Here is a 6,345-nt window from a genome sequence, read left to right on the forward strand (position 1 = left end):
GATGAGCGCACCCGCCCCGACCGACTCCCACTGCCCGTACTGCGCCCTGCAGTGCGCGATGACGCTGACACCCGCGGCGGGCCCCGTGCCCCTGGCGGTCGAGGGGAGGGAGTTCCCGACGAACCGGGGCGGGCTCTGCGCCAAGGGCTGGACCTCCGTCGAGCTGCTGGCGAGCGGACAGCGACTGGTCTCCCCGCTGCTGCGCGGCGCCGACGGCGTCCTCGCGGAGGCGTCGTGGGAGGAGGCGCTCGACGCGGTCGCCGCGGCGGTGCGCGGCGTCCGGGCGCGGCACGGCGCCGACGCGGTGGCCGTCTTCGGCGGCGGGGGCCTCACCAATGAGAAGGCCTACCAGCTCGGGAAGTTCGCTCGAATCGCTCTCGGCACCTCCCGGATCGACTACAACGGCCGCTTCTGCATGTCCTCGGCCGCGGCGGCCGGCAACCGCGCCTTCGGCGTCGATCGCGGACTGCCGTTCCCGGTGTCCGACCTCGACGACGCCGACACGATCCTGCTCCTGGGCTCGAACGTCGCCGCGACGATGCCGCCGCTGCTCGCCCGCTTCGCCGGTGCCCGCTCGCGGGGCGGCCTGGTGGTCGTCGACCCGCGCCGCTCGGCCACCGCGCGGCTGACGGAGGACGGCGCCGGCACGCATCTGCAGCCCGCTCCCGGGACGGATCTGCCGCTCCTGCTCGGGCTGATCCACCTGGTCTTCGCCGAGGGCCTCGCCGACACCGCCTACCTCGCCGCGCGCACGACCGGCGCCGAGGCGGTGCGCCGCAGCGTCTCGGCGTGGTGGCCGGAGCGCACGTCCGCGGTCACGGGCGTGCCGACCACGCTCCTCCGCTCCCTCGCGCGCCGGCTCGCCGCGGGGCGGTCGTTCGTGCTGACCGGCCGCGGGGTCGAGCAGCACGTCGACGGCACCGACACCGCGACCGCCGCGATCAACCTCGCTCTCGTGCTCGGCCTGGTGGGTCGCGAGGGGTCGGGGTACGGCACGCTCACCGGTCAGGGCAACGGCCAGGGCGGACGCGAGCACGGCCAGAAGGCCGATCAGCTCCCGGGGTACCGCTCCATCCGCGATCCGGAGGCGCGGCGCCACGTCGCCGCCGTCTGGGACGTGACGCCCGAATCGATCCCCGGCCCGGGCCTGCCCGCCACCGCCCTGCTCGCCGAGCTCGGACGCTCCGTGCACTGCCTGCTGGTGCACGGCTCCAACGTGGTCGTCTCGGCTCCGGACGCCGACGCCGTCCGCGCCGGGCTCGAGGCCCTGGACACGCTGGTCGTCTGCGACTTCTTCCTCTCCGAGACCGCCGCGCTGGCCGATGTGGTGCTCCCGGTGCCGCAGTGGGCGGAGGAGGAGGGCACGATGACCTCGCTCGAGGGCCGGGTGCTCCGCCGCCGCCGGGCGATCGACCCGCCGGCAGGAGTGCGCAGCGAGCTCTGGATCATGAGCGAGCTGGCGCGCCGTCTCGACGCCCCCTCGAGCTGGTCGGCGGTCCCCTCGGAGGTGTTCGACGAGCTGGCCCGCGCGTCCGCGGGAGGCGTGGCCGACTACTCCGGCCTCTCGCACGCCCTGCTCGACACCGGGATCGCCGCCCACTGGCCCTACCCCGCGGGCGGCACGGGGACGCCGCGCCTCTTCGCTGAGCGCTTCGGGCACCCCGACGGCCGGGCGCGCCTGGTCGCCGTCATCCCCGCCGTCCCCGTCGTCGTGGACCGCGGCGAGGAGCTGACCCTCGTGACCGGCCGCTACCTCCAGCAGTACCAGTCGGGCACCCAGACCCGGCGGGTCGCGGAGCTCGATGCGGCCCGCCCCGAGGCTCGGCTCGAGATCCACCCGGCGACCGCCTCCCGGCTCGGCGTCCGCGACGGAGCACCTGTGGCGATCGGGAACGCGCGCGGCGTGGTCCGCGCCCGCGCGAGCGTCACCGCGGACATCCGCCACGACACGGTGTTCCTGCCCTTCCACTACGCGGGTGAGCAGTGCGCGAACCTCCTCACCGAGGCCGTCGTGGACCCGGTGTCGTCGATGCCCGAGTTCAAGCGCACGCGGGTCTGGGTCCGCGCGGAAGGGACGGCACATGCCTGAGACACCTCCCGAGCGGATCGTCCTGATCGGCTATGGCCCCGTCGGCTCGCGCTTCGTCGAGGAGCTGCTGCCGGCCGTGCGGGCCGGTCTGGTCGCGCTGACGGTGGTCGGCGCCGAGAGCGACGACCCGTACAACCGTGTCCTGCTCGCGGAGTACGCCGTCGGCCGGGCGACCCGCGAGCGCCTCGACCTCGGCGACCGGACGGCGGCGGAGGCGGCGGGCGTCGTCCTGCGCCTGGGAGCGGCCGTCGTGGGGATCGACCGCGCGCGGAACGTCGTGCGGCTGCACGACGGCGAGCGGCTGCCCTACGACCGCCTCGTCCTGGCCACCGGCGCCCGGGCGAACGTGCCGACCCTCGCCGGGATGGAGCGGTCCCGACGCGAGCGGACGGTGCGCGCCGCCGATCCGGAGTCGCTCGACGCGGGCTCCCGGCCCCTCCCGGAGCGGGTGGTGGCGCTGCGCGACCTGGCCGACGCCCGGGTGGTCCGCGAGTCCGTGCGCTCCGGCGCGCGCCTCGTCGTGCTCGGGGCGGGAGTGCTCGGGATCGAGTTCGCCCTCGCGGCCGCCGAGCAGGGCGCGCAGGTGGTGGTGGTCTTCCACGGCGACATCCCGATGGCCCGCAATCTCGACACGGGCGGGGGCCGGATGCTGGCCGCGGCCGCCCGCGCGGCCGGCGTCGAGATGGTGGCGCACGCCCGGTCCGAGAGCGTCCTGCTCGCGCACGACGACCGCGGCCGTGCGCACTTCCAGGCGCTCGTCTGCGCTGACGGCAAGCAGATCGAGGGGGATCTGCTGGTGCTCTCGTGCGGTGTCGGTGCGCGGGTCGAGCTGGCCGCGGGCGCGGAGCTCGCCGTCTCGACCGGGATCCTGGTCGATGAGCAGCTGCGCAGCTGGAGCGACCCGGACGTCTTCGCGATCGGCGACTGCGCGCACGTCGCCCCCCGCGGCTCGGCCCTGCCCGACGGCCGCGTGCCCGGCGGACCGAGCGGACTGATCGGTCCGGGATGGGAGCAGGCGGACCGGCTCGCAGCACGGATCCGGGCGGAGGCGGAGGGCCGCTGCGGCGAGGAGCGCGTCCCCGACGCCCGACCGGCGGTCGTGATGCTGAAGGCCGAGGGTGTCGACCTCGTGGCAGGAGGCGACGTGGCCCCGGAGCCGTGGGACCCGCACCGCCCGGGCGAGGAGCACCTCGAGGTGACGCTGTGGGCTGACCCCGCCCGCGGCGGCTACGCCAAGCTCGTGACCGCAGGAGGAGTGCTGCGCGGGTTCGTCTCGGTGGGTCTGCCCCGGGTCGGCGCCGAGCTCAGCCTCCTCTTCGAGCGGGGCTCGGAGCTGCCGGCGGACCGGTCGAGCCTCCTGCGTCTGGACGCCCCGGATGCGGGCGCCGCGGCGACCGGCGATCCGTTCGCCCCCGATGCCACGGTCTGCTGGTGCAACGGCGTGACGGCGGCGGTGATCACCGATGCGGCTGCGGCGGGACACGGGACGGTCGCCTGCGTCGGGCGGGCGACCCGCGCCGGCACGGGCTGCGGCGGCTGCACCGGTCGTATCGCCGAGCTGCTCGCGCGGACGGCGGTCCCCGCCTGATCGCCGCGAGGACCGGGCCTCGCCGCCTCAGCGGTCGAGCGCCTCCGCGAGGCGCCGGGTGACCGCCCGCAGTTCGAGCTCGGCCCCGCGGACGCGCTCGTCGAGAGCCGCCGCGGTGTCGGCGGCCTGCTCGGCGGCCGCCGCACCCGCCGCCTCGGACGAGGCTCGGTCGGCCGCGACCGACGCGCTGAGCTCGTCCAGCGCCTCCCGGAGGCCCGCCGACTCGTCGCGCAGCACGGAGACGTCGCCCTGCACCGCGCTCAGCTCGCCGCGGAGCCCGGCCACCTCGTCGCGCAGGGCCGCCGTCTCGGCGCGCAGCTCCTCCGTGCGCAGCCGCGCCTGCTCGAACCAGGGGGCGACCAGCCGGTGCACGGCGTCGCGGAGCACGACGCCGCCGCGGCCGAGCCGGGTGGGCGCGGAGCCGGGGTCCTGGAGGAAGTCGTGGTCAGTGGTCATCGTCGTGGTCCCGTCCGGAGAAGCGGCGGTGGAGCACGTCCATCGCCCGCAGATCCTTGTCCATGATGTCGGCCTCGAGGGTGGTGTCGGCGAGGCGGTCGGCGAGGCCCGGCCGGGAGCGGCGCTCGAGCGAGGCCTCGATCAGCTCGACGGAGCGCTCGAACGAGAGCGGTCCGCGCGCCGCGGCCCGGCCCCGCCGACCGAGCGCCTCGAGGTCCACCGCCCCGCTCGCCACGTCCCGCATCGCCTCGAGGAGCGCCGGGGCGGAGCGGGTGATCTTGATGCAGTCGACGCCGTCGATGAGGAACTCCGCTACTCCGCTGGCCGCCGTCACGATCGGCACGGCGCCCGCCGCGGCCGCCTCGACCGGCGCGACGCCGAACGCCTCTCCGGCCCAGGTCGGGAAGAGGAACGCGTCGGCGCGGCCGTGCGCGGCGAGCACCTCGGCGTGCGGCGTCGCTCCGTGGAACTCGACCAGGCCGGCCAGGCCCGCCTCGTCCGCCCGGGCGCGCCAGCCGTCCACGTCTCCGTCGCCGTAGAGGTCCACGCGGAAGTCGCGGGTCTCCTCCGCGAGAGACGCCGCCGCCTCCAGCACCAGCCCGACGCCCTTGTGCTCGCCGAGCGACGCGGCGAACGTGAACCGGGTGGTCCCGCCCTCGCGGTAGCGCCGCGGCTCCGCGGTGTCGGGGGGAACGGACACTCCGCGCCCGATCACCTCGACCTCGCCCAGGCTCAGCCCGCCGGCCTCGATCGCGTCGACGAGGGAGCGGCTGACCGCGACGATCTCGCCGCGGTCGAAGTGGTCGGGGGCCTGGGCGCCGTAGACGCGGAGCACGCGCTCGGGCAGCCCGTCGACCAGGGCGTTCGGGATGCGGTCGCCGAGGTTCCACATCCACGGCGCCTCCACCGCCCGCAGCAGGTCGATCATCGCGAGGCCGCCGATCCCGAGCAGGTTGAAGGCCACCACGTGGGTCGGCGCGAAGTCGCGCAGCTCCTCGAGCAGGATGCGGGTGTTCTCGAACCGCGAGACGGCGCTCTCGTGGTGCAGCAGCTGAGCGATCTCGCCGCCCGTCTGCGGCAGCGGGAAGTAGGTGCGCAGGCTCAACGTGCGGTGCACCTCGACGCCCGAGGGCTCCGGCGGCAGGTAGGTCGGCGTGGTCAGCACGCGCACGGTGTGGCCGCCGGCCGCCATCGCCTCCGCGACGCGCGCACAGGTCATCTCGTATCCGCCGAGCACCTGGGGCGGATAGAGGTTGCTCACGAACAGCAGGCGCATCAGCGCACCTCCCCTCTCGCGGAGGCGTCCGCCGCGATCCGCGCCGTCACCTCGGGCGTGTAGGCCGCGCGGGCCTGGCGGTCGTTGCCGCCGTCCCAGTAGTTGACGAGGTAGAGCCCGGACTGCTGCGTGCGCGGCACGAACGGGAACAGCTGGGCCCGGGGCTCGATCTGCGCGATCCGGTAGCCGGCGTCGACCGCGCGCACGTGCAGCCAGATGTCGTCGGCGTCCGGGGCGATCTCGCGGAACGCCTCCCCGTGCGCGGCGATCTCGCCGAGGAGCGCGGCGGGCAGCAGCTGCCCGGAGACGGAGGTGCCGAAGACGTCGGTCGACGCGCGCGTGTCGGCGACCGGCGTCCAGCTCGTGTACGGAGCCACGGCGCCGTCGACGATCCCCACCCGGTGGGCGCGGTAGCAGAGCACGGTCTCGCGGGGGTAGCGCGAGCGGGCGTCGAGCAGACCCCTCAGCCAGGTGCGCGGGTACACGATGTCGTCGTCGGAGGTGACGAGGTCGCGCTCCCCCGCCCGGCCCGAGAGCAGGTGCGGGTAGTACTTCGTGTGCACGCGGTAGCCGTCGACCAGGCGGATCTCGACGCCGCGGCGGCGGAGGCGGCGCAGCGGCGCGGGCAGGTCGGCGTGCAGGGCAGGGTCGTCGAGCCAGAGCACCAGGCGCGCGGGCCGGGCGTCGCCGCGGGCGATCGACTCGAGCGCCACGTGGACCCGCTGCAGCCGCTCGCCGTGCGTGGTCATCGTCACCACCACCTCGCCCGCCGGATCGACCGCGGAGCGGCGGGAGAATCGGTTGGCCAGGGCGAGCAGCAGCAGCTCGCGCCGGAGCGCGGGCGAGGGGTGGTCGATCGGCCGGGCGGCGATCACGGCGGCGCGGCGCTCCGAGAGGCGCTGAGGGGCGGAGCGGACGACCCGGGCCGCGGAGCGC

At 75.8% G+C, this 6,345-nt stretch carries 5 protein-coding genes; 2 read left to right on the top strand and 3 right to left on the bottom strand.

Annotated elements, in window-relative coordinates:
* The first annotated feature begins 1 nt into the window (after window position 1).
* Window positions 2–2,089 carry a molybdopterin oxidoreductase family protein gene (locus tag C5C33_RS14885; protein WP_104261498.1) on the top strand — a complete coding sequence of 696 codons (2,088 nt, stop codon included), beginning with the start codon at window positions 2–4 and terminating at the stop codon, window positions 2,087–2,089.
* Window positions 2,082–3,677, top strand: a complete 1,596-nt coding sequence (locus tag C5C33_RS14890; protein WP_104227174.1) for an NAD(P)/FAD-dependent oxidoreductase — start codon at window positions 2,082–2,084, stop codon at window positions 3,675–3,677. Before C5C33_RS14885 ends, C5C33_RS14890 begins: the two co-directional genes overlap by 8 nt.
* Window positions 3,678–3,704: 27 nt before the next feature.
* Here the strand turns inward: C5C33_RS14890 and C5C33_RS14895 are convergent, their stop codons facing one another.
* The 3 genes from C5C33_RS14895 to C5C33_RS18650 form a co-directional block, all read right to left on the bottom strand.
* Entirely contained in the window at window positions 3,705–4,133 is a 429-nt protein-coding gene (locus C5C33_RS14895; protein ID WP_104247711.1) for a hypothetical protein, read from the bottom strand.
* Window positions 4,123–5,409, bottom strand: a complete 1,287-nt coding sequence (locus C5C33_RS14900) for a glycosyltransferase (RefSeq protein ID WP_104261499.1) — start codon at window positions 5,407–5,409, stop codon at window positions 4,123–4,125. Before C5C33_RS14900 ends, C5C33_RS14895 begins: the two co-directional genes overlap by 11 nt.
* On the bottom strand, window positions 5,409–6,345 hold a 937-nt coding region (locus C5C33_RS18650; protein ID WP_104261500.1), incomplete at its 5' end, for a hypothetical protein. The genes C5C33_RS18650 and C5C33_RS14900, both read right to left, overlap by 1 nt.

Source organism: Rathayibacter sp. AY1H3 (assembly GCF_002932015.1).

Excerpts from the sequence above, each read along its gene's own strand:
- C5C33_RS14885 (WP_104261498.1), top strand. The coding sequence starts at position 2 with ATGAGCGCACCCGCCCCGACCGACTCCCACTGCCCGTACTGCGCCCTG.
- C5C33_RS14890 (WP_104227174.1), top strand. The coding sequence starts at position 2,082 with ATGCCTGAGACACCTCCCGAGCGGATCGTCCTGATCGGCTATGGCCCC.
- C5C33_RS14895 (WP_104247711.1), bottom strand. The coding sequence starts at position 4,133 with ATGACCACTGACCACGACTTCCTCCAGGACCCCGGCTCCGCGCCCACC.
- C5C33_RS14900 (WP_104261499.1), bottom strand. The coding sequence starts at position 5,409 with ATGCGCCTGCTGTTCGTGAGCAACCTCTATCCGCCCCAGGTGCTCGGC.